This is a genomic window from Undibacterium sp. CY21W, assembly GCF_014284265.1.
In the GTDB taxonomy this organism is placed as follows: Bacteria; Pseudomonadota; Gammaproteobacteria; order Burkholderiales; family Burkholderiaceae_D; genus Undibacterium; species Undibacterium aquatile.
In genome coordinates this window covers 111,138-131,030 of record NZ_JACOGE010000001.1, presented here as the reverse complement: position 1 = coordinate 131,030, position 19,893 = coordinate 111,138, and the positions used below count along the sequence as shown (strand labels likewise).

General features: G+C 48.5%; 20 protein-coding genes. 1 reads left to right on the top strand and 19 read right to left on the bottom strand.

The window, feature by feature from the left end:
- Window positions 1-57 precede the first annotated feature (57 nt).
- The 19 genes from H8K29_RS00600 to H8K29_RS00510 form a co-directional block, all read right to left on the bottom strand.
- Complete coding sequence (locus H8K29_RS00600) at window positions 58-2,094, bottom strand: primosomal protein N' (protein WP_186895984.1); 2,037 nt, start codon at window positions 2,092-2,094, stop codon at window positions 58-60.
- Between the two features lie 495 nt (window positions 2,095-2,589).
- Window positions 2,590-3,681 carry a uroporphyrinogen decarboxylase gene (hemE, locus tag H8K29_RS00595; protein WP_186884082.1) on the bottom strand — a complete coding sequence of 364 codons (1,092 nt, stop codon included), beginning with the start codon at window positions 3,679-3,681 and terminating at the stop codon, window positions 2,590-2,592.
- Window positions 3,682-4,119: 438 nt separating this feature from the next.
- The gene (locus H8K29_RS00590) at window positions 4,120-4,944 is read right to left on the bottom strand and encodes a PPK2 family polyphosphate kinase (protein WP_186895983.1); all 825 of its coding nucleotides are present in this window, start codon (window positions 4,942-4,944) and stop codon (window positions 4,120-4,122) included.
- A gap of 3 nt (window positions 4,945-4,947) precedes the next feature.
- Entirely contained in the window at window positions 4,948-5,391 is a 444-nt protein-coding gene (locus tag H8K29_RS00585) for a CoA-binding protein (protein WP_186895982.1), read from the bottom strand.
- 96 nt (window positions 5,392-5,487) lie between these two features.
- The gene (locus H8K29_RS00580; protein WP_186884084.1) at window positions 5,488-5,910 is read right to left on the bottom strand and encodes a F0F1 ATP synthase subunit epsilon; all 423 of its coding nucleotides are present in this window, start codon (window positions 5,908-5,910) and stop codon (window positions 5,488-5,490) included.
- A gap of 76 nt (window positions 5,911-5,986) precedes the next feature.
- On the bottom strand, window positions 5,987-7,393 hold the full coding sequence (atpD, locus tag H8K29_RS00575; protein WP_186884085.1) for a F0F1 ATP synthase subunit beta: 1,407 nt from the start codon (window positions 7,391-7,393) through the stop codon (window positions 5,987-5,989).
- 29 nt (window positions 7,394-7,422) lie between these two features.
- Window positions 7,423-8,292 carry a F0F1 ATP synthase subunit gamma gene (gene atpG / locus H8K29_RS00570; protein ID WP_186884086.1) on the bottom strand — a complete coding sequence of 290 codons (870 nt, stop codon included), beginning with the start codon at window positions 8,290-8,292 and terminating at the stop codon, window positions 7,423-7,425.
- 18 nt (window positions 8,293-8,310) lie between these two features.
- Window positions 8,311-9,852 carry a F0F1 ATP synthase subunit alpha gene (atpA, locus tag H8K29_RS00565; RefSeq protein ID WP_186895981.1) on the bottom strand — a complete coding sequence of 514 codons (1,542 nt, stop codon included), beginning with the start codon at window positions 9,850-9,852 and terminating at the stop codon, window positions 8,311-8,313.
- Between the two features lie 25 nt (window positions 9,853-9,877).
- Complete coding sequence (locus tag H8K29_RS00560) at window positions 9,878-10,411, bottom strand: F0F1 ATP synthase subunit delta (RefSeq protein WP_186895980.1); 534 nt, start codon at window positions 10,409-10,411, stop codon at window positions 9,878-9,880.
- A gap of 2 nt (window positions 10,412-10,413) precedes the next feature.
- Window positions 10,414-10,884 (bottom strand): F0F1 ATP synthase subunit B, encoded by a 471-nt coding sequence (locus tag H8K29_RS00555; RefSeq protein ID WP_186884089.1) that lies wholly within the window; start codon window positions 10,882-10,884, stop codon window positions 10,414-10,416.
- Between the two features lie 67 nt (window positions 10,885-10,951).
- Window positions 10,952-11,191: a F0F1 ATP synthase subunit C gene (atpE, locus tag H8K29_RS00550; protein ID WP_162019491.1), complete on the bottom strand. Its 240-nt coding sequence runs from the start codon at window positions 11,189-11,191 to the stop codon at window positions 10,952-10,954.
- A 78-nt stretch (window positions 11,192-11,269) separates the two neighbouring features.
- Entirely contained in the window at window positions 11,270-12,091 is an 822-nt protein-coding gene (gene atpB / locus H8K29_RS00545) for a F0F1 ATP synthase subunit A (protein ID WP_186884090.1), read from the bottom strand.
- Complete coding sequence (locus tag H8K29_RS00540) at window positions 12,088-12,432, bottom strand: ATP synthase subunit I (protein WP_186895979.1); 345 nt, start codon at window positions 12,430-12,432, stop codon at window positions 12,088-12,090. The genes atpB and H8K29_RS00540 overlap by 4 nt, the downstream gene beginning before the upstream one ends.
- Window positions 12,433-12,591: 159 nt before the next feature.
- On the bottom strand, window positions 12,592-13,152 hold the full coding sequence (locus tag H8K29_RS00535) for an alpha/beta hydrolase (protein ID WP_186895978.1): 561 nt from the start codon (window positions 13,150-13,152) through the stop codon (window positions 12,592-12,594).
- A 7-nt stretch (window positions 13,153-13,159) separates the two neighbouring features.
- Window positions 13,160-14,053, bottom strand: coding sequence for a ParB/RepB/Spo0J family partition protein (locus tag H8K29_RS00530; protein ID WP_186895977.1), 894 nt, complete (start codon window positions 14,051-14,053; stop codon window positions 13,160-13,162).
- A 2-nt stretch (window positions 14,054-14,055) separates the two neighbouring features.
- Window positions 14,056-14,832, bottom strand: a complete 777-nt coding sequence (locus tag H8K29_RS00525) for a ParA family protein (RefSeq protein WP_186895976.1) — start codon at window positions 14,830-14,832, stop codon at window positions 14,056-14,058.
- Window positions 14,833-14,850: 18 nt separating this feature from the next.
- Window positions 14,851-15,498 carry a 16S rRNA (guanine(527)-N(7))-methyltransferase RsmG gene (gene rsmG / locus H8K29_RS00520; protein ID WP_186895975.1) on the bottom strand — a complete coding sequence of 216 codons (648 nt, stop codon included), beginning with the start codon at window positions 15,496-15,498 and terminating at the stop codon, window positions 14,851-14,853.
- Window positions 15,498-17,450, bottom strand: coding sequence for a tRNA uridine-5-carboxymethylaminomethyl(34) synthesis enzyme MnmG (gene mnmG / locus H8K29_RS00515; protein WP_186895974.1), 1,953 nt, complete (start codon window positions 17,448-17,450; stop codon window positions 15,498-15,500). Before mnmG ends, rsmG begins: the two co-directional genes overlap by 1 nt.
- A 176-nt stretch (window positions 17,451-17,626) precedes the next feature.
- Complete coding sequence (locus H8K29_RS00510) at window positions 17,627-18,388, bottom strand: TSUP family transporter (protein ID WP_186895973.1); 762 nt, start codon at window positions 18,386-18,388, stop codon at window positions 17,627-17,629.
- 123 nt (window positions 18,389-18,511) lie between these two features.
- Here H8K29_RS00510 and H8K29_RS00505 point away from each other — a divergent pair, with 123 nt between their 5' ends.
- Window positions 18,512-19,669: an iron-containing alcohol dehydrogenase gene (locus tag H8K29_RS00505; protein WP_186895972.1), complete on the top strand. Its 1,158-nt coding sequence runs from the start codon at window positions 18,512-18,514 to the stop codon at window positions 19,667-19,669.
- Window positions 19,670-19,893: the final 224 nt, after the last annotated feature.

The following is a 19,893-nucleotide window of genomic DNA, read 5'->3' as shown; positions in this document are numbered from 1 at the left end:
ATCTGATAAAAAACTGGCGATAGATTTTCAACGCATCATCATCGTGGAAAGCGCGCCTCAGATATCCACAGGATCAATTTCTACCGACCACTTCACACGGCTTTTCATCGCCCGCAAAGTCACTATCCATTCTTTGACGAACGCCTGTAATGCTGGACGAGAAACAGATTCGACCAATAATTGGGCGCGGTCGACATTCGCAACTCTGGTCATGGTCATGGGAATCGGATCGTTGATCGTGATACCGGTATGTAAGGTGCAGCTTGCTGCCTGCTGCAAAAATTCTATCGCCGTCGCTAACTCGCGCGCCTCGGCACGCAACAAAGCCTGATACATAAATGGCGGTAGTTGTGCCTCTTGGCGTTCCTGCAATAAATCGGTCGCGAAGCTCTGATAGTTGTGCGCCATCAACGCGTGATACAAAGGATGATCAGGGTAACGCGTCTGGACCAGCACTTCAGAGATGCTGCCACCCTCTTTCTGCGCGGTTCTGCCGGCACGCCCCGATACCTGCATCAGTTGTGCAAACAAGCGCTCGCTGGCGCGATAATCCTGGGAAAACAAAGCGGCATCCGGATTCAAAGCCGCAACCAGAGTCAGGCGCTTGAAGTCGTGTCCCTTGGCAACCATCTGCGTGCCAATCAGAATATCGACCTCGCCATCGTGCACGCGCTCAAAGGCGGCGGCTGCACTACCTTTCAGACGAGTTGAATCAGCATCGATGCGAAATACCCTCGCCTCCGGGAAAATGTTCGCCAGCGTTTCTTCCAGCCTTTGCGTGCCGCGACCCAGCGGTTGTAAATCAATATTGCCGCACGTCGGGCAAGAACGGGGGATACGTTGCTCCAGCCCGCAGTGATGGCAACGCAGACGATGGTCGCCTTTGTGCAACACCAGATTGGCAGTACAACGAGTGCAATTGCTGATCCAGCCGCAGGCATCACAGGCTAGTACAGGTGCGTAGCCACGCCGATTCAGAAACAGTAGTGACTGCTCACCTTTCTCTAAACGCTGACGTATCGCGGAAATTAATCGCGGGGTTAAACCTTCACTGGGTTTTTCGCGCTCCAGATTGATGATTTTAACAACGGGCAACACGGCGTCTTTGACCGCGCGTTCGTGCAATTCAAGCAGGCGATAGCGTCCGCTTTGCGCCCCATGCCAACTTTCAAGGGATGGTGTCGCCGATCCCAGCACAACAGGAATCCGCAATTGATGTGCGCGCCAGATCGCCAGATCGCGCGCGGAATAACGCAAACCTTCCTGTTGCTTATATGAAGGATCGTGCTCTTCATCAACGATGATCAGCCTTAAGTCCGGCATCGACGCCAGCATCGCCAAACGCGTCCCCAGGACAATGCGAGCCTGCCCCTGATGCGCAGCCAGCCAGTGCAACAAGCGTTCGCCCTCGGCCATACCACTATGTAAGGTTGACAAGTGTAAGCCGGGAAAACGATCGCGTATGCGCGCCTCAAATTGCGGTGTCAGATTAATTTCCGGTACCAGAATCAATATCTGCCCACTTGCCGACTCAGCGAGAATTCTGGCGGCAGACTGCAAGTACACTTCTGTTTTTCCGCTCCCTGTGACGCCGAACAAGAGATAAGGGCTGAATTCGCGGATATGTGTTATTGCGTTGACCGCCGCTTGCTGCTCAGCATTGAGCGCAGGTTCGGCTTGCGGAGTAGCGTCGTGCAGGAAAGACAATTTGCCTAATTTCTTCAGCGCCCTGTCCAGAGAAACGGTTTTGGCTACTTTTAAATTTTTAGGCAAGGCGGGTAATGCGACTTCCCCCAGAGGGCGCTGATAATAGTCAGCCGCAAACTTGATTAACGCCAGCCATTCAGCGTTCAAAGCAGGAAGCACATGGCGCACAGCGATCACATCGCGCAACTTATCTGTGGGTACCGTTGTTATTTCTACTATATCAACAATAAGGCCTGTGATTTCCTGGCGACCAAACGGTACCAGCACCAATTGCCCTATGCATGGCCGATTGGATGCAATCGCCTCTTCTGTCGCGGAAACCCAGCGGTAATCAAAGAAAGTGTCAAGCGGTGTATCTAACGCGACACGCAAGAAAATGGCGTTCACGTGTCTAGTTTTTGTCGTAAAAAATAACGTTAAGCATTGATTTTATGAGTAGTTTGCCAGTTATCCACAATTTCTGTGAATAACTTTGTGGGTAAAGGTCTATTGACATCGCTTTTTGCTAAGGTTTACGCGGGTTTCAACAAAATGCTTATTCTGAAGGCAAATTAATTTATCATTTAAAATCAATGAGTTAGGAAAATCATTTGCTTACTTAAAAATATTTTTTAAAGTTTTTTTCAATTGCCCTGAATTTGTGCATAAGTAAGATAAATCAAGCTTGTTTTTACACAATAACTCTCGTTATACAGCTTGGTTTTCCATCGTTTTTGGGCTTGAAAAGGGCGTGTATACAACGTTTTGCAAAGCAACATGCTGAGCTGATCAGCAAAAGCAGGCATCGTCAATTGATTGACGTTTTAAATGCCTGCTTTTCTATTCATTTTGTTATGCGTACTCAAAGTGCAAAGTCAAAATTTGAGCGTCAAGATACGGCACTTATGCTACTTTTTGGCGCTGGCTGCGACTGTATTCGTGCACAGTCTCGACCAGGACGCTCACGGAATCCGGTGAGGTAAATTGTGAAATTCCATGGCCAAGATTGAATACATGCCCATGACCCGCTGCAGGAGTGCCGTAACTATCCAGTGTTTGTATAACCTGCTGACGAATTTGCTCTGGTTCTGCAAATAAAATCGCGGGGTCAAGATTGCCCTGCAGCGCTACCTTATCACCGACCCGGGCACGCGCTTGTCCAAGATTGACGGTCCAATCCAGACCCACTGCATCGGCACCGATCGCTGCAATTTTTTCCAGCCACAAACCACCCCCCTTGGTAAAGACAATCGCCGGGATACGTTTTCCGTCTTTTTCTTTTTGTAATTTATTGACGATGTCCTGCATGTAGCTCAGTGAGAACTCCTGATAAGCTGCATCCGCCAACGCGCCACCCCAGCTGTCGAAAATCATCACCGCCTGCGCCCCGGCATCGATTTGCGCATTTAAATAGCTGGCAACAGCGTCCGCGTTGACCCTCAAAATATGGTGCATCAGGTCTGGGCGCTTATACAGCATGGTTTTTACTGTGTGGAACTCACGTGAACCCTGCCCTTCCACCATGTAGCAAGCCAGTGTCCACGGGCTGCCCGAGAAGCCGATCAGCGGTACTCTGCCATCGAGCGCAGTACGGATCTGCGTCACGGCATCAAATACGTATTGCAGGCTACCTTCTTCAGGGACTTTTAATGCCAGAACGTCTTTTTCTTCTTTTAACGGCCGTTCAAATTTCGGTCCCTCGCCCTCTTCAAAGTAAAGACCCAGCCCCATCGCGTCCGGTACGGTCAGAATATCGGAAAAAAGGATAGCCGCATCCAACGCAAAGCGGTCTATCGGCTGCAAAGTGACTTCTGTCGCGAACTGTGGATTCTTTGCCAGACTCATAAACGAACCTGCGCCTTTGCGCGTAGCGCGGTATTCCGGTAAATAACGGCCAGCCTGGCGCATCAGCCACAATGGCGTATATTCAGTCTCTTCGCGCAACAGAGCTTTGATGAAGGTATCGTTTTTGAGTGGAGCAAAATTGTGGGACATGTTGACTTTCAGAACACTGTTTTAATTTTGTGAAGATGCGGAAAACATTGCAAATCTCGGAATAGCTGACATTATCGCCTAAGCTGCATCGAACATCATCTGATCTTACGCAAGTGGCGCAATAGTTACGCAATACCAGTGAGATAAATTGTGGATAACTTTGTGGATAGCTTTATCTATTTTGGTATTTAGCTTTGATTGTTAAATATAGTTAACAAAATATACCTTCAACTCATTGATTTCATTGAATTTATTTTTCACCGCTTGCTATAAAGAAAAATTTCTTCGAAAACATGTTTGTAATAGCTTGTGCATAAGTCCGCTTGTCAATGAGATTTTAAAATAATTACTTCCCCGGACACCGCATGCATTCCACCTCGCCGGTACGCTGATTTTCTCTACGTTCAGAGCAAACGCAAGTTATTACCTGGGCTTGGGTTATTCGACCTTAATTTTTGCGTAATCCGGATTAGCCGGTGGAAATTTGAGTTTCATACTTTCCAGTTTTTCCAGAACAATACTGGCGATAGCCAGATTACGCTGCGTCTTGGAATCAGAAGGAATGACATACCAGGGTGCAGTTTCGCTATCGGTGGCACAGATTGCTGCCTCGTAAGCGCGTTGATAGCCATCCCAATACTTGCGTTCAGCCAGATCCTGCATATCAAACTTCCAGTGCTTGTCAGGATCGGCTAAACGCTCTTCCAATCTGCGCTTTTGTTCCGCTTTGGATATGTGCAAAAAAAACTTCAGAATGATCGTTCCCGTCTCTGCAAGCATGCGTTCAAAGTCACGGATATGCGCATAGCGTCTGACGCATTCTGCGTCATCAATCCAGTCGTGCACCTTGCTGATCAACACGTCTTCGTAATGACTGCGGTTAAAAATGACAATTTCACCTTTCGCCGGAACCTCCTGGTGAATGCGCCACAAATAGTCGTGGTCTTTTTCGGCCTGACTCGGTGCCTTAAATGCCACCGTTCTCGCACCCAGCGGATTAATCTGTCCGAATACGCCTTTGACTGTGCCATCTTTGCCCGAGGTATCCATTCCTTGCAAAATGATCAGTAATTTCGGCGCTTTTGAAGCGACAAAAACATTTTGCAAGTCTGCAATCTTTTCAGCAAGATTAAAGGTCTGGAGTTTATCGATAGATTTCGCATCAGGTTGCGCGGTCACCGCCGCACCCAGCACCTTACGATTAGCGTCGGTCTCTTTCAAAACAAAATCTGATTTCACCCGGAATTGATCTGCAACCGCCATAAATTACCTGTTTGATGTGTCAGAGAAAAGGTTGGGACGAATTTGGTGTTCAATTTTCAAACACCGGTCCATCACCACAAATACGCCAGCCGATTGCAATGCTGCCGCTGCGGCGACGTTGACTATACCTGATTGCATCCAAAGGCATGGTGCAGATATTGCAATCGCTTGTTCGGCGATCGGCGGAATATCATCGGCATTCCTGAAACAATCAACGATATCGATAGCATGTTCACGACTCGCCTCAATCAGACCCGGATAGCAACATTCACCAAGGATCAAGTCCCCCGCATAACCAGGATTAACCGGAATAATCCGGTAGCCATGCGCTTGCATATAAGCAGCGACCATATAGCTGGCACGATGTTGTTTTGGAGACAGACCAACAACAGCAATATTTTTGCTTGATTTAAGTAATGCCGAAATTGCGTCGGGGTCGTTGATCATGACTGAATTCATCCGTGTTTCTGTAAAACAAAAAGGCAGCCAGAGCTGCCTTTTTGTTGTATTGCCTTCGTCGCGATAGTTAATAACGCAAACGAATTAACGCTTTTGACGCAATTTCTGTATCGCTGCCAACTGAGCGATCGCTGATGCCAACTCTGCCTGTGCTTGCGCATAGTCAATTTTGGAATCACGATTAACCAATGCTTCTTCTGCCAGTTTTTTGGCTTCTACGGCTTTGGCTTCGTCCAGATCATGACCGCGAATCGCAGTATCTGCCAGAACAGTCACTGTATCTGGTTGCACTTCAAGCAGGCCGCCGGCAACGAATACAAATTCGTCTTCGGTCTTGCCCGGAACCTTGATGCGCACTGCGCCCGGTTTGATACGGGTAATCAGTGGCGTATGTTTTGGGTAAATACCCAATTCACCAGCCTCACCCGGCAACGCGACGAATTCAGCCTCACCGGAAAAGATCAACTCTTCCGCAGAAACAACGTCAACGTGAATAGTGTGTGCCATGTTCGACCCTTTTTATTCGCTAAAAGCTGGGGTGCGACTCAGTTGATTCAACTCTGCCGCACCACTATGCTGACAATTAAGCAGCAGCCAGTTTTTTCGCTTTTTCGATTGCTTCGTCGATAGTACCTACCATGTAGAACGCTTGTTCTGGCAAGTGATCGAGTTCACCGGAAGCGATCATTTTGAAGCCCTTGATCGTATCTTTCAGTGAAACATATTTACCTGGAGCACCGGTAAATACTTCAGCAACGTGGAAAGGCTGAGACAGGAAACGTTGCATTTTACGTGCACGGGCAACGATCAATTTGTCTTCAGGTGCCAATTCATCCATACCCAGAATCGCGATAATGTCGCGCAATTCTTTGTAGCGTTGCAAAGTACCCTGAACAGCACGCGCTGTTTCGTAGTGTTCTGCACCAACTACTTGTGGGTCCAGCTGACGGGATGTTGAATCCAGTGGATCAACCGCTGGGTAAATACCCAGAGAAGCGATGTCACGGGACAGAACAACGGTGGAATCCAAGTGAGCAAACGTTGTCGCTGGGGATGGATCGGTCAAGTCATCGGCTGGAACATAAACAGCTTGGATCGATGTGATCGAACCAGTTTTAGTCGATGTAATACGCTCTTGCAGACGGCCCATTTCTTCAGCCAGTGTAGGTTGATAACCCACAGCAGAAGGCATACGACCCAGCAACGCGGATACTTCTGTACCGGCCAGTGTATAACGGTAGATGTTATCCACGAAGAACAGAACATCTTTGCCTTCGTCACGGAAACCTTCAGCGATAGTCAGACCTGTCAGAGCAACGCGCAAACGGTTACCTGGTGGTTCATTCATCTGACCGTACACCATCGCTACTTTGGAATTTTCTGGATTTTCCAGATCAACCACTTTAGCGTCAGCCATTTCGTGATAGAAGTCATTACCTTCACGAGTACGTTCACCAACACCGGCAAACACGGACAAGCCGCTGTGTGCTTTAGCGATGTTGTTGATCAGTTCCATCATGTTCACGGTTTTACCCACACCCGCACCACCGAACAGACCGACCTTACCACCTTTAGCGAATGGGCAAACCAGATCAATAACTTTGATACCGGTTTCCAGCAATTCTTGCGATGGGGACAGTTCGTCGTAAGCAGGTGCTTTACGGTGAATGGAAGCTGTCTGCTCATGGCTGACAGGACCACATTCATCAATTGGGTTACCCAATACGTCCATGATACGACCCAGCGTTGCTTTGCCAGTTGGTACCATGATAGGGTTGCCAGTGTTGGAGATAATCATGCCACGACGCAGACCATCGGAAGTACCCAGCGCAATCGTACGGACTATGCCGTCACCCAATTGCTGCTGAACTTCCAGAGTCAGTTCGGAGCCTTCCATTTTCAAGGCATCGTAAATCTTAGGCATCGCGTCGCGTGGAAACTCAACGTCCACAACAGCGCCGATACACTGAACGATTTTGCCATTAGCCATGTTCGTTCCTTCAATAATTAGTATTCAGTTTAGACCGCTGCCGCGCCGGCGACGATCTCGGAGAGCTCTTTGGTAATGGCAGCTTGACGGGTTTTGTTGTAAACCAGTTTCAACTCACCAATCACGTTACCAGCATTATCACTTGCTGATTTCATCGCCACCATACGGGCCGACTGTTCAGATGCCATGTTTTCTGCGACTGCCTGGAAAATCAGCGCTTCGACATAACGTATCAGCAATTCATCAATGACCGTCGCCGCATCTGGTTCGTACAGATAATCCCAGGAATGGGCATTTTTATCTGTCGCCAGTTTGTCCGATGTCAGCGGCAATAATTGCTCAATGACCGGCTCTTGCTTCATGGTGTTGATGAACTTGGTATAACTCAGATAAACCGCGTCCAGTTTGCCTTCCTGATAAGCATCCAGTAATACTTTTACCGGGCCGATCAGTTTGTCGAGATGAGGCGTATCACCCAGTTGTACCGCATGCGATACGACTGGTGCCCCAATACGATTCAGGAAACCAAGACCTTTATTACCAATTGCGACCGCTTCTATCTTTGAACCCTTAGCTTCTAGTTCACGCAGTTTGTTGGTGACCAAACGCAATACGTTCGTATTCAGGCCACCGCACAAACCCTTATCTGTCGTCACAACGATCAGTCCAACCTTCTTGGACTGATCTTGCTGAACCATGAAAGGATGCGTGTACTCAGGATTCGCTTGTGACAAGTTCGCAGTGATATTACGAATTTTCTCACTGTACGGGCGTGCTGCGCGCATCCGATCCTGCGCTTTGCGCATTTTGGATGCAGCGACCATTTCCATCGCCTTGGTGATCTTTTTCGTGTTTTCTACACTTTTGATCTTGCCACGTATCTCTTTGCCTGAGGCCATGTTTAGCTCCAGTTAAGATCAGTACGCGCCAGATTTTTTGAAATCAGCAACAGCTGCTGACAAAGTGGCTTCGCCGTCTTTATCGAGTTGCTTGGTTTCTTCAATCTTAGCGAGCAATGCTGCCTGGCTAGTCTTCAGGTAATTATGCAGACCAGCTTCGAAAGACAATACTTTCTTCACTTCGACATCATCCAGGAAGCCTTTGTTCACTGCGAACAGGGAAGCGGCCATCAGAGAGATCGGCAATGGAGCGTACTGCGCTTGCTTGAGCAATTCTGTCACGCGGGCACCACGATCCAACTGCTTACGTGTGGATTCATCGAGGTCAGATGCGAACTGCGCAAACGCTGCCAATTCACGATACTGCGCCAAGTCAGTACGAATACCACCGGACAGGTTTTTGATAACCTTAGTCTGAGCAGCACCACCAACGCGTGATACAGAAATACCAGCGTTAATCGCAGGACGGATACCGGCGTTAAACAAAGATGTTTCCAAGAAGATCTGACCGTCAGTAATCGAAATCACGTTGGTAGGAACGAAAGCAGAAACGTCACCAGCCTGAGTTTCAATGATAGGCAATGCTGTCAGAGAACCTGTTTTTCCTTTAACCGCGCCTTCAGTGAATTTTTCAACGTAGTCTGGATTCACGCGGGCTGCACGTTCGAGCAAACGGGAGTGCAGGTAGAACACGTCACCTGGGTAAGCTTCACGGCCTGGTGGGCGGCGCAGCAACAGGGAAACCTGACGGTAAGCAACCGCTTGTTTAGACAAGTCATCATAGATGATCAATGCATCTTCACCGCGGTCACGGAAGTATTCGCCCATGGCGCAACCGGAGTAAGCGGAGACGTATTGCATCGCTGCAGATTCAGCCGCAGTAGCTGCAACAACAATGGTGTATTCCATCGCGCCGTGCGCTTCGAGAGCACGCACAACGTTTTTAACGGAAGACGCTTTTTGACCGATCGCTACATAGATACAGGTAACGTTCTGACCTTTTTGGTTGATCACAGCATCAATCGCAACAGCTGTCTTACCAGTCTGACGATCGCCAATGATCAATTCACGCTGACCACGACCAACAGGAACCATCGCATCAATTGACTTGATACCAGTTTGCATTGGCTCAGAAACGGATTGACGTGCGATAACGCCAGGTGCGATTTTTTCGATAGGCGCAGACAATTTCGCATTGATCGGACCTTTGCCATCGATAGGCTGACCCAGCGCATTAACAACACGACCACGCAGTTCAGGACCAATAGGTACTTCCAGAATACGACCAGTACATTTCACTGTGTCGCCTTCGGAGATATGTTCGTAGTCACCAAGAATAACGGCGCCAACGGAATCACGTTCCAGATTCAATGCCAGACCAAATGTGTTGCCTGGGAATTCCAGCATCTCACCTTGCATCGCGTCAGACAGACCGTGAATGCGGCAGATACCGTCGGTAACGGAAATAACCGTACCTTGATTACGAACCTCAGCAGTTTCACCAAGGCCTTGAATCCGGCTCTTGATCAGCTCGCTGATTTCAGATGGGTTGAGTTGCATACTAACTCCTAATATTTATACGTTCTTACGCGGTCAGGGCTGAGTGCATTTTTTGCAGCTTAGCGCGAACCGACGTGTCAAGCACCTGATCACCAACCACGATGCGTACACCACCGATCAAAGCAGAATCTACTTTGACGGTAGGATGCAATTTGCGGCCAAATTTCTTTTCCAATGTAATCGCCAGGTCGCTCAACTGAGCTGCCGACAATTCAAATGCGCTGGTCACTTCAGCATCTGCCGCACCTTCGTGGGCGTTTTTCAATGCATGAAATTGGAAAGCGATTTCGGGCAGCAAAGTCAGGCGATCATAGTCAGCGAGTGTATTGATGAAGTTTTTCGCTTCAGCAGTCACTGGAGATTTGAGCACAGACAGGAAAATCTCAGCTTTTTGCGAAGCCGAGACTTTTGGGTTATGTGCAAGAGCTTGTACATCGGGATGCGCACCAGCCTGTGCCATTTCGGCAACCAGATCCGACCAGGCGGACAGGTTACCGGATTGGGCAACACGAAACAGCGCTTCTGCGTAAGGACGAGCGATCGTTGCGAGTTCGGCCATGATTACAGCTCGGTTTTCAGTTGATTCAACAGATCTGCGTGAGCGGATGCATTGACTTCACGTTTCAGAATTTGCTCTGCGCCTTTGACTGCCAATGTAGCAACCTGATCACGCAGTTCTTCGCGTGCTTTAGTTACCTGATTTTCAGCATCAGCTTTTGCAGCAGCAATAATGCGGGCAGCTTCAGCAGCGGCAGTATTTTTGGCTTCATCCACGATCAGGGCAGCGCGTTTTTCAGCGTTGATGATCTGTTTCTGGCCTTCTTCACGGGCGCTATTCAATGCAGCTTGCGCTTCTTTTGCGCCATCTTGCAAAGTCTGACGCGCTTTGTCGGCTGCAGCCAGTCCGTCTGCGATTTTCTTCGCACGCTCGTCGAGCGCGTTCATCAGTGGCGGCCACACAAACTTCATTGTGAACATTGCCAAGATGAAGAAAACCCCAAACTGAACGAACAATGTTGCGTTTAAGTTCACGGTAATTCCTTATCTAAATGGATCAAGCCGAAAGCACAGTGCTTCCGGCAGTAGAAGGAAAAACTGATTATTTGAATGGGTTAGCAAATGCGAACAACATTGCGATACCAACACCGATCAGGAACGCAGCATCGATCAGACCAGCCAACAGGAACATCTTAGTTTGCAATGTGTTCATCAATTCTGGTTGACGAGCAGACGCTTCGAGGTACTTACCACCCATGATAGCGATACCGATACAAGCACCGATCGCGCCCAAGCCGATGATCAAACCGCAAGCCAAAGCAACAAAAGATAAATCAGTCATGACATTTCCTTAAAAGTTAAAAATAATAAAAGACTAAAACTAACAAAACCAAATCGAAACAATTACTGCAAAAATCAATTAATGATGTTCATGCGCTTGACCGATGTAGACCAGAGTCAGCATCATGAAGATAAACGCTTGTAAGAACACAATCAGAATATGGAAGATCGCCCAGATAGAACCTGCCACCAGATGACCAAACACACCAAATACTGTTGCCATCGAACCCAACAAAGCGATCAACAAGAACAACAATTCACCAGCAAACATGTTACCGAACAGTCGCATACCCAGAGAAACGGTTTTAGCAGCAAATTCGATCAGTTGCAAAATCAGATTAAATGGTGCCATTTTGATACCAAATGGAGCTGACACCAATTCATGCAGGAAACCACCAAGACCTTTGATCTTGACACTGTAATACAGCATTAAAGCCAACACGCCGAGCGAAATACCCAGAGTGCCGTTTAAGTCAGCAGTCGGAACAACACGGTGATGAGTAAAAATGTGTTCTACGCCCAGCAAGGAAAACAAGCCAGAGAACAAATCGACAGGCAAGAAATCCAGTGAGTTCATCAGAGCAACCCAGACAAACACAGTCAGCGCGAGAGGAGCGATGAAACTACGGTCACCGTGGACGATGCCTTTCGATTGTTCTTCTACCATCTCGACCAGAATCTCGACGGCAGCCTGAAAACGGCCAGGCACACCGGAAGTCGCCTTACGCGCAGCAAGCCACAAAATCAGGCTACCAACGATACCGGAAAATATGGACCAGAAAATGGTGTCCATATTGAAAATAGAAAAATCAACGATTTTATCTTGATGATGGGTCGAGAAATGTCCTAAGTGATGGACAATATATTCTGACGCTGTTGGTGCGTGCTCAGTTGCGCTCATGGTCGTTGTCTAAATAGTAAAATAAAATAACTTTTCAGTACTACGATGAAGGCGATCAAAAATGCCGGCCAATTTACATCGCGGTACCAGTAGACAACCGTCGCCATCAGCGCAATTGTCAGTGCAATCTTGATAAATTCACCGATGAAAAATGTCATCGGGTTCGCACCACCAGGTTTTTTTGTGCCCATGAACAGGCGTAACGCAAAAAACGCATTTGGTAGTGAGCAACACATCCCACCAATAAAGGCAGAAAAAGCCAGGGAAGTGTTACCAAAAATTCCGGCCAACAGAGCCACAACCAACGCTGTTGCCATCTGCAACAGTACGATACGGGCCATGCTTTCCTCACTTATTTACAAATGACTGTTGATATTCAAGCAGTTGCCACAAAATATTATCAGGCAGCGCGAATCCTCGCCAATCAAAACCACGGAATTATACGTGGTAGTGCGTAACATCGTCAAACGTTTGATGCAATGCATCAGAATGAGACATTTTTAATTTTTCCGCTCTGCCCTTATTTCACTCAACGTGCTGGAAAGATAGTCCTGGCCTTGCTTCCAGACTCCCAGCCCTGAGTCGCCATTGATGTGACCGTAAGCACCAATATTGTGAAATGTTGCCCCCCAGAGTCGAGCCCAGTTCTCAGCAACCTCTATTTCACACCAGGGATCATCTGCAGAAGCAACAACTTTGACTGGAAATGGAAAGCTCGTCGTCGGCATCGGCGCGAAACTTGGAGCAGGAAAGTTTTCCCGGTTCACGCCTGGCGGAGCAACCAATAAAGCAGCCTTGACTTTACTTTTGTCCCGAACACCGGGGAAATCCTGCGCAACCCACCATGCAGTCAATGCACAACCCAGGCTATGGGCTACCAGAACAATATCGTCGTCACAGGCATTGATTGCTGCGGATAAAGTCTGCACCCATAAATCACGGTCCGGCTGCTCCCAATTCGTTTGCTGAACACGTTCGACATCCGGCAAAGATGTTTCCCATAAACTTTGCCAATGTCCGGGCCCAGAATTGTACAAGCCCGGCAGAAGAAAAATTTTCATTTTGAATTTATTGACCTCGGATTTTCAAAATAATGCCGTCCAGAGAATCCAGATCGGCGAAATCAATCACCATCTGACCACGTCCTTTGCTTCCCATCTTCAGAGTTACCTGTGTCGCTAACGCATCCGACAGCTCTTCCTCCAGGCGCGTGATATCGCGTGATTTTTCAGCTTTATCGCGAGGCTTTGCACCAGAGCTCATTTCAAGTGTCGTTTTTGCAACTAATTTTTCTGCTTCCCGCACAGACATGCGCTTTGCGACAATCTGATTCGCCAGTTGTATCTGAGTCGCCGCGTCAGTCGCCAGCAGCGAACGTGCATGACCCATATCGATATCACCAGCCATCAACATGGTTTGTACCGGCTTTGCCAGGTTCAACAAGCGCAATAAATTCGATACTGCACTACGTGATCGACCGACTGCGGTTGCCGCCTGTTCATGCGTAAACGAAAAGTCAGTAATCAAACGGTGGATACCTTGCGCTTCTTCGAGAGGATTCAGATCTTCACGTTGAATGTTTTCAATCAATGCCATCGCAGCCGCGGCCTGATCGTCGACGTCTTTGACCAGTACCGGCACTTCGTCCAGCCCGGCCATTTGTGAGGCGCGGAAACGGCGTTCACCGGCAATAATTTCGTAGCGAATCACACCATTGCTTTGCCCCACCGGACGCACCAGTATCGGTTGCATCAGCCCTTGCGCCTTGATTGAGGCTGCCAGCTCTGTGAGTGCACCTTCGTCCATGCGTGTACGAGGCTGATATTTACCCGCTTGCATTTGCGTTACCGGCAAGCTCGTCGGCGCACCGCTGACCGTTGGTACTGCTTCTGCAAAATCCCCTGCACCACCTAATAATGCGTCCAAGCCACGGCCTAAGCCTTTTTGTTTTTTTGTGACCATGCTTATTTGTCCAATTGTTTAATTCTTTCAACCATTTCTGCACCGAACGCGATATACGCCTGTGCGCCTTTCGACGAGGGGTCAAATACCACACCAGGAATGCCATACGAAGGGGCTTCTGCCAGGCGCACGTTACGCGGAATCAGTGTTTTGAAAACCTTGTCGCCAAAATGTTGCTCCAATTGATCTGATACCTGCTGCGACAAGGTCATGCGTGGATCAAACATGACACGCAGTAAACCAACGATTTTCAGATCAGGATTCAGATTGGCGGAGACCTTCTTAATGGTATTTGCCAGATCGGATAAGCCTTCGAGCGCATAGTATTCGCATTGCATAGGAATGATCACGCCATGTGCGGCACACAAGCCATTCAACGTCAGCATAGATAATGCCGGAGGGCAATCGATCAGTATGAAATCGTACTCATCAGCAACCGCTGAAAGCGCGTCACGCAGACGTTTATCACGGTTGTCGAGCTCGACCATCTCAACTTCGGCACCAGCCAGCTCACGGTTCGCTGGCAGCACGTCAAACTTACCCGATTCAGAACGCTGGCGAGCCGTCACTACATCGGACATGCCAAGTAACACTTCATAAACAGACGCTGTCAGCTTTGCCTTATTGATCCCCGCACCCATGGTGGCATTGCCTTGCGGATCGAGATCGACCAGCAACACACGCTGCTCAAGCTTTGCCAGACCGGCGGCAAGATTAACGGTGGTCGTCGTTTTGCCGACACCACCTTTTTGATTTGCGATACAAAATATTTTTGCCATAGAGGTTCCGCGTAAATTTCAGACTGCAATTTTCTTGACAAAGACCAGGTGACGCTCTGCCTGCAGACCAGGTACTGCCAGCGCTTGCACACCCGTCACAACCCACCCCTCTGGCAGACGCTCAATCTCCTGTGCAGGAGCGATGCCTTTCATCGCAATAAACTGGCCGCCATCGGCCAATAAATGCCAAGACCAGTTAATGAAGTTACACAGCTCGGAAAATGCACGTGAAGTAATGACGTCGAACTTTTCCTTCACTTGCAAAGACTCGACCCGTCCCGTGTAGACGGTCACATTACTAAGGCCAAGCTCAGTTTTCGCTTGCGTCAGAAAAGCCGTTTTTTTACTGACGGTATCGATCATGGAAATGCGGGTATCAGGGTATGCAATCGCCAGCATCATTCCCGGTAAGCCACCGCCAGCGCCGACATCCAAAATGTTTTTTGCGTCTTTAAATGCTGGTGCCGCAGACAGGGAGTCCAACAAATGCTGTTTCACCATTTCTTTAGGATCACGGATGGCGGTCAGATTATAAACAGAATTCCATTTAGACAACAATGCTAAATAAGCAATCATTTTGTCGATTTGTTCATCACTCAGGTCGAGACCTAACTCCTGAATACCATTTGCAAGCATATTCCGTAATGCTGAAATATCTCCACTCATTATGCATCTTCCCCTGTTGCGATCTCAGCGACAATTTCCGGCGTTGCAGCGAACTCTTTGAAGCCACGCTTTTTTAAGTGGACGAGTAAAAGCGAAATAGCTGCCGGGGTCACACCAGATATACGCCCGCATTGACCCAAGGTTTCCGGCTGATGCTTATTGAGTTTCTGACGAACCTCGATCGATAAGCCATTCACTTCCATGTAATCAAAACCGACTGGCATTTTCAGATTTTCGAAATGGGCGTGGCGCTCCACTTCTTTTGCCTGCCGGTCAATATAGCCTGCGTACTTAATCTGAATCTCAACCTGCTCCCGCACGGTCTCATCACCAACGCCCGGCCCAGCTAGTGCCTGCCCTTCCACACCTTGCAGACTCATCAGACTTTCATACGTCACTTGTGGACGGCGCAGCAAATCTGCCAATGAATATTCGCGCTCTAAAGCCTTACCGACGACACGTTCAGCTTCAACATCAGCCAAAATGCGTGGATTCACCCAGGTCGAACGCAAGCGTTCTAATTCACGTGAAACACTTTCACGTTTTTGCTCGAACATCTGCCATTGCGTATCACTGACGCAACCAAGCTGGCGCCCTATTTCCGTCAGTCGCATATCGGCATTATCTTCACGCAGACTTAATCTGAATTCCGCCCGACTGGTGAACATCCGGTACGGCTCCTGAACACCTTTGGTAATCAGGTCATCGACCAACACACCGAGGTAGGCTTCATCACGACGTGGCACCCACGCCTCCTTGCCCTGCGTTTGCAATGCGGCATTCAAGCCCGCCAACATTCCTTGTGCAGCCGCCTCTTCGTATCCTGTTGTACCGTTAATTTGGCCAGCAAAGAACAGACCCTGAATTTGCCGGGTTTCCAGCGAAGACTTCAATCCGCGCGGATCGAAATAATCATATTCAATTGCATACCCTGGACGCAGGATGTAGGCATTTTCCATACCGCGCATTGATCGCACCAGATCAAGCTGCACATCAAACGGTAAACTGGTAGAAATGCCATTTGGATAAAATTCGTTCGTTGTCAAACCCTCAGGTTCAAGGAAAATTTGATGTGACTCTTTGCTGGCGAAGCGATGGATTTTATCTTCGATCGACGGGCAATAACGCGGACCAACACCCTCAATAACACCTGTGTACATCGGGCTACGGTCTAAGCCAGCGCGGATAATATCGTGCGTTTTTTCATTGGTATGTGTAATCCAGCAAGGCATCTGCTTGGGATGCATGCTCGCATTACCCATATACGAAAACACCGGCACCGGATCCAAATCGCCCGGTTGCTCCTGCATCACTGAAAAATCGATACTACGACCATCGATGCGCGGTGGCGTTCCTGTTTTCAGGCGACCTTGCGGCAAGGCTAGCTCTTTCAACCTCGCTGACAAAGAAATCGCTGGCGGGTCACCCGCTCTGCCTGCGGAGTAATTATTCAGGCCAACGTGAATTTTGCCGTCTAAGAAAGTACCTGCGGTCAACACCACTGCACGGGCACGAAATTGAATACCCACTTGGGTTACAGCGCCGACAACCCGATTGCCTTCCACCAGCAGATCATCTACTGCCTGCTGAAACAGCCAAAGATTAGGCTGATTTTCCAGCCGACTGCGTATCGCTTGCTTGTACAAAATTCTGTCGGCTTGCGCCCTTGTCGCACGTACCGCCGGCCCCTTAGATGAATTCAATATACGAAACTGTATGCCCGCCTCGTCTGTCGCAATCGCCATTGCGCCACCCATTGCATCAACCTCTTTAACCAGATGCCCCTTACCAATGCCACCAATAGATGGATTGCAGGACATCTGACCAAGTGTCTCAATATTGTGACTTAATAATAGCGTGGACTGCCCCATACGAGCCGCGGCAAGCGCAGCTTCAGTGCCGGCGTGACCACCGCCAACAACAATTACATCGAATTCTTTAGGATAAAACATAGCTAGCTTCTGACAAACAAGGATTGCACGAGGCTCGATTATAGTTTGTTTTACGCCCCACTCACTTTTAACAAAGCAAAACAGCCAAAAAATTAGCCCGATTGTTTCACGTGAAACACCGGGCTAAATAACTAAACATCCGTTTTACCTCTAAGATTGTGTTTCACGTGAAACAATCATCTCAAAAATCCATCGTAACTTGTTTTGCAAATCAGGCAGATAACAACGAACAAAAACATTTTTCTGACAAACCCAGTACCATGTTTAATAGCGAGATGCGTTCCAAGCAACGACCCGCCTATACCGCAAACCGCCATTAAACCACCAAGTATCCAAAGGACATGACCACTGAAGCCAAACCACGACAAAGCGGCGGCATTACATGCAACGTTTAACACTTTCGCTACCGCTGACGCTCTTAAAAAATCGTAACCAAAAAATCTGACAAACAGAAACATGAAAAAGCTACCCGTTCCCGGGCCAAAAAATCCATCATAAAAACCTATGCCGGCACCAACCAGCATCGCCAGCCAGATTTCTTTATTTCCGGAAAATAGCGGCCTATCTGCCGAACCAAAATCCTTTTTCTTAAACGTATAAATAGCAACTGCAACCAATACAAACGGCAACGCTTTACGCAAATGGGTAGGCGGAATATGTGTGACCAGATACGCACCACAAAAAGAAAAAAGAAAAGCCATGGCAGCTGCGGGTACCAACATCGCCCATCGCACCTTCACCTGACGTAAATAATTGCGTGCAGCTACTGTCGTTCCCCATACTCCGGCAAACTTGTTCGTGCCCAATAAGGTCGCAGGTGGCGTACCTGGGAAAAAAGAAAACAATGCCGGCACTTGCACTAATCCACCGCCGCCCACAATAGAATCAACAAAACCTGCGAAAAATGCAGCTAGCCCCAACAAAAGCATATCCATCATGAAATTTATTAACCTTAATCAAAATACAGACAACATCTGGCAAGCTAGGGAGAATAACAATTCTTCGTAGTCTTAGGTAACACCGACACAATTATCTTTTGCCCGTCAAGAAAGGCATGTGCCATGAATAATTTCGAATTCCAGACCGTCCCTCACCTCATCAGTGAATCCGGTGCGGCCAGTCGTTGCGGCGACATCATACGTAAATACTATCCAGAAGCCCGCCATGTATTGATCGTCACTGATGCCGGATTTCTAAAAACGGGATTAGTGCAACCGGCTATCGATAACATAAAAAACCAGCAAATCCGGGTCAGCGTGTTTTCTGATGTGATTGCCGATCCACCGGAAGCTGTCGTCATCCAAGCGGTTACAAACGCGCGCGAACTCGGCATCGATCTGGTTGTGGGCTTGGGTGGCGGCAGTTCTATGGACGTTGCCAAACTGATCGCCGTTCTCGCCGGAAGCGAGCAGCCATTATCGACAATGTATGGAATAGGTAATGTAAAAGGTGAACGATTACCCTTAATACAGATTCCGACAACGGCAGGTACGGGTTCAGAAGTGACACCGATCTCTATCGTCACCACCGGCACCACTACCAAAATGGGGGTCGTGGCACCACAGCTATACGCCGACATCGCCATCCTCGATGCAACGTTAACGACAGGATTGCCAGCAAAAGTAACCGCAGCAACCGGAATTGACGCCATGGTGCATGCGATTGAAGCCTATACAACGCGTCATAAAAAAAATCCGATTTCTGACATGCTGGCGCGTCAGGCACTGAAATTATTGTGGAATAACATTGATCAGGCCTGCAGCAATGGCAGTAATTTAGCGGCGCGCCAGGCCATGCTGGTAGGTGCGATGATGGCCGGTCAGTCATTCGCCAATGCGCCGTGTGCAGCTGTGCATGCGCTCGCCTATCCGATAGGCGGCATCTTCCATGTTCCACACGGTTTATCAAACTCACTGGTTTTACCGCACGTCTTGCGTTTCAACGCGCCTGCGGCAGCAGAACTGTATGCCGAGCTCGCTGAAATTATCGCGCCCGAGGCCATGGGTAGCGCGGAAGCGCGCAGCAATGCCCTTATTACCGCGATGGAAGACCTCGCTGAGCGTACCGGTATCGAAACCCGTCTTACTCAGGTTGGCGTTACTGAGAGTGATCTCGACCGCCTGGCGGCGGACGCAATGCTGCAAACACGTTTGCTGGGAAATAACCCTAGAGAAGTCAGCCTCGCCGACGCAAGGGCAATTTATGCTGCAGCACTATGAACTGCAGCTATTTGAAAAACCAGCAAAGACAAGACTGAATAGCTGCGTGGGTTTCACTACATAATCCTGCTGCGGGGATGATGGATATTGGACATCCGTTTTTTTTCAAAGAGCTGTGTTTATCCGGCAGTGGATAACATCCGTGTTTCACGTGAAATAAGCAAGAGAAGGCTCGTCTTAAGATGAAAATTAATTGCTATTTTTATATTATATTAAAATTGATA

Bases quoted from the DNA above. Each gene is read 5' to 3' on its own strand.
- hemE (WP_186884082.1), bottom strand. From the start codon at position 3,681: ATGTCCCACAATTTTGCTCCACTCAAAAACGATACCTTCATCAAAGCT.
- rsmG (WP_186895975.1), bottom strand. From the start codon at position 15,498: ATGAGTGGAGATATTTCAGCATTACGGAATATGCTTGCAAATGGTATT.
- H8K29_RS00535 (WP_186895978.1), bottom strand. From the start codon at position 13,152: ATGAAAATTTTTCTTCTGCCGGGCTTGTACAATTCTGGGCCCGGACAT.
- H8K29_RS00580 (WP_186884084.1), bottom strand. From the start codon at position 5,910: ATGGCACACACTATTCACGTTGACGTTGTTTCTGCGGAAGAGTTGATC.
- H8K29_RS00505 (WP_186895972.1), top strand. From the start codon at position 18,512: ATGAATAATTTCGAATTCCAGACCGTCCCTCACCTCATCAGTGAATCC.
- mnmG (WP_186895974.1), bottom strand. From the start codon at position 17,450: ATGTTTTATCCTAAAGAATTCGATGTAATTGTTGTTGGCGGTGGTCAC.
- H8K29_RS00510 (WP_186895973.1), bottom strand. From the start codon at position 18,388: ATGATGGATATGCTTTTGTTGGGGCTAGCTGCATTTTTCGCAGGTTTT.
- H8K29_RS00540 (WP_186895979.1), bottom strand. From the start codon at position 12,432: ATGGCCCGTATCGTACTGTTGCAGATGGCAACAGCGTTGGTTGTGGCT.
- H8K29_RS00585 (WP_186895982.1), bottom strand. From the start codon at position 5,391: ATGATCAACGACCCCGACGCAATTTCGGCATTACTTAAATCAAGCAAA.
- H8K29_RS00560 (WP_186895980.1), bottom strand. From the start codon at position 10,411: ATGGCCGAACTCGCAACGATCGCTCGTCCTTACGCAGAAGCGCTGTTT.
- atpB (WP_186884090.1), bottom strand. From the start codon at position 12,091: ATGAGCGCAACTGAGCACGCACCAACAGCGTCAGAATATATTGTCCAT.
- H8K29_RS00525 (WP_186895976.1), bottom strand. From the start codon at position 14,832: ATGGCAAAAATATTTTGTATCGCAAATCAAAAAGGTGGTGTCGGCAAA.
- atpD (WP_186884085.1), bottom strand. From the start codon at position 7,393: ATGGCTAATGGCAAAATCGTTCAGTGTATCGGCGCTGTTGTGGACGTT.
- atpE (WP_162019491.1), bottom strand. From the start codon at position 11,191: ATGACTGATTTATCTTTTGTTGCTTTGGCTTGCGGTTTGATCATCGGC.
- H8K29_RS00530 (WP_186895977.1), bottom strand. From the start codon at position 14,053: ATGGTCACAAAAAAACAAAAAGGCTTAGGCCGTGGCTTGGACGCATTA.
- H8K29_RS00590 (WP_186895983.1), bottom strand. From the start codon at position 4,944: ATGGCGGTTGCAGATCAATTCCGGGTGAAATCAGATTTTGTTTTGAAA.
- atpG (WP_186884086.1), bottom strand. From the start codon at position 8,292: ATGGCCTCAGGCAAAGAGATACGTGGCAAGATCAAAAGTGTAGAAAAC.
- atpA (WP_186895981.1), bottom strand. From the start codon at position 9,852: ATGCAACTCAACCCATCTGAAATCAGCGAGCTGATCAAGAGCCGGATT.